Consider the following 1064-nt stretch of genomic DNA (forward strand, 5'->3'; position numbering starts at 1 on the left):
GGTAAGGGCGGGTGGGTGGGGAAAGCCCGCCGCAGGCGCAACGGCGCGGCAGGGGCCGACGTACCCCCACCACCGCCGGAGGCGCGTGGCGCAACGGCGCTGCGGGCGCCGACGTACCCGCACCCCCGCCGGAGGCGCGTGGCGCAGCGGCGTCGCGGACGCTGACGTACCCCCACCACCGCCGGAGGCGCGCGGCGCAGCGTTAGAGCTGATGCGGCCAGGGCGGGTTCGCGCCCTGTACCGCGCAGGTGGCGGCAGCCACTGCGGTCCCCAGGGTGACCGCCTTCTGGACGTCCGCAGGAGTGAGGGCGGTGAGGCGGCCGCCGAGGTGGCCCGCGCCGTGCAGATGGTGCAGCAGGCCCGCCATGAACGCGTCGCCCGCTCCGACGGTGTCGACGACGTCGCACCGCTGGGCCGGTACGTGGAGTCGTTCGCCGTCGAGGGAGGCGAGGGCGCCCTCGGGGCCGAGGGTGATGACGACGAGGGGGACGCCGAGGGCGTGCCATTCGTCGCAGGCCTTTTCCAGCGGGGTGCCGGGGTGGAGGTGGGCGAGGTCGTCGTCGCTGAGGCGGAGGATGTCGGCCGCCGCGCACCAGCGGGACAGCCGCTGCCGGTAGCGGTCGGGGGGTACGAGGCCCGGTCGGACGTTCGGGTCGATGCTGATGGTGGTGCGGGGGCGGAGGTCGTCGAGGAGCTCTTCGACGCGGCCGGCGCCGGGGTCGCGCACGAGGGCGAGGGAGCCGGTGTGCAGACAGGCCGGGTCGGCGGGCAGCCCGGCCGTCAGCTCGGCCGCCGTCCACTGCCAGTCGGCGGTGCCCTCGGCGTGGAAGGTGTAGCGGGCCCGGCCGGCCGCGTCGAGGTCGGCGACGGCGAGCGTGCTGGGCTCGGCAGCGTCGGGGCAGCCGGTCAGGTCGACGCCGGAGCCGGCCAGTCGCTCGCGGAAGAGCCGGCCGAAGACGTCGCCCGACAGCCGGCCGAGGAACCGGGTGGGCGTGCCGAGCCGGGCCAGCGCGACCGCGGTGTTGGCGGGGCCGCCGCCCGGTGCGACGGTCAGGTCGAGCCCG

At 76.9% G+C, this 1064-nt stretch carries 1 protein-coding gene; it reads right to left on the reverse strand.

Annotated elements, in window-relative coordinates; all coding sequences use genetic code 11:
- Positions 1-202 precede the first annotated feature (202 nt).
- Positions 203-1064, reverse strand: an 862-nt coding sequence (locus tag O3W51_RS48155; protein WP_269290435.1) for a carbohydrate kinase family protein, incomplete at its 5' end; no start/stop codon positions are given.

Origin of the sequence: Streptomyces sp. H39-C1 (assembly GCF_027158125.1) — a bacterium.
Taxonomy (GTDB): Bacteria; Actinomycetota; Actinomycetes; order Streptomycetales; family Streptomycetaceae; genus Actinacidiphila; species Actinacidiphila fildesensis.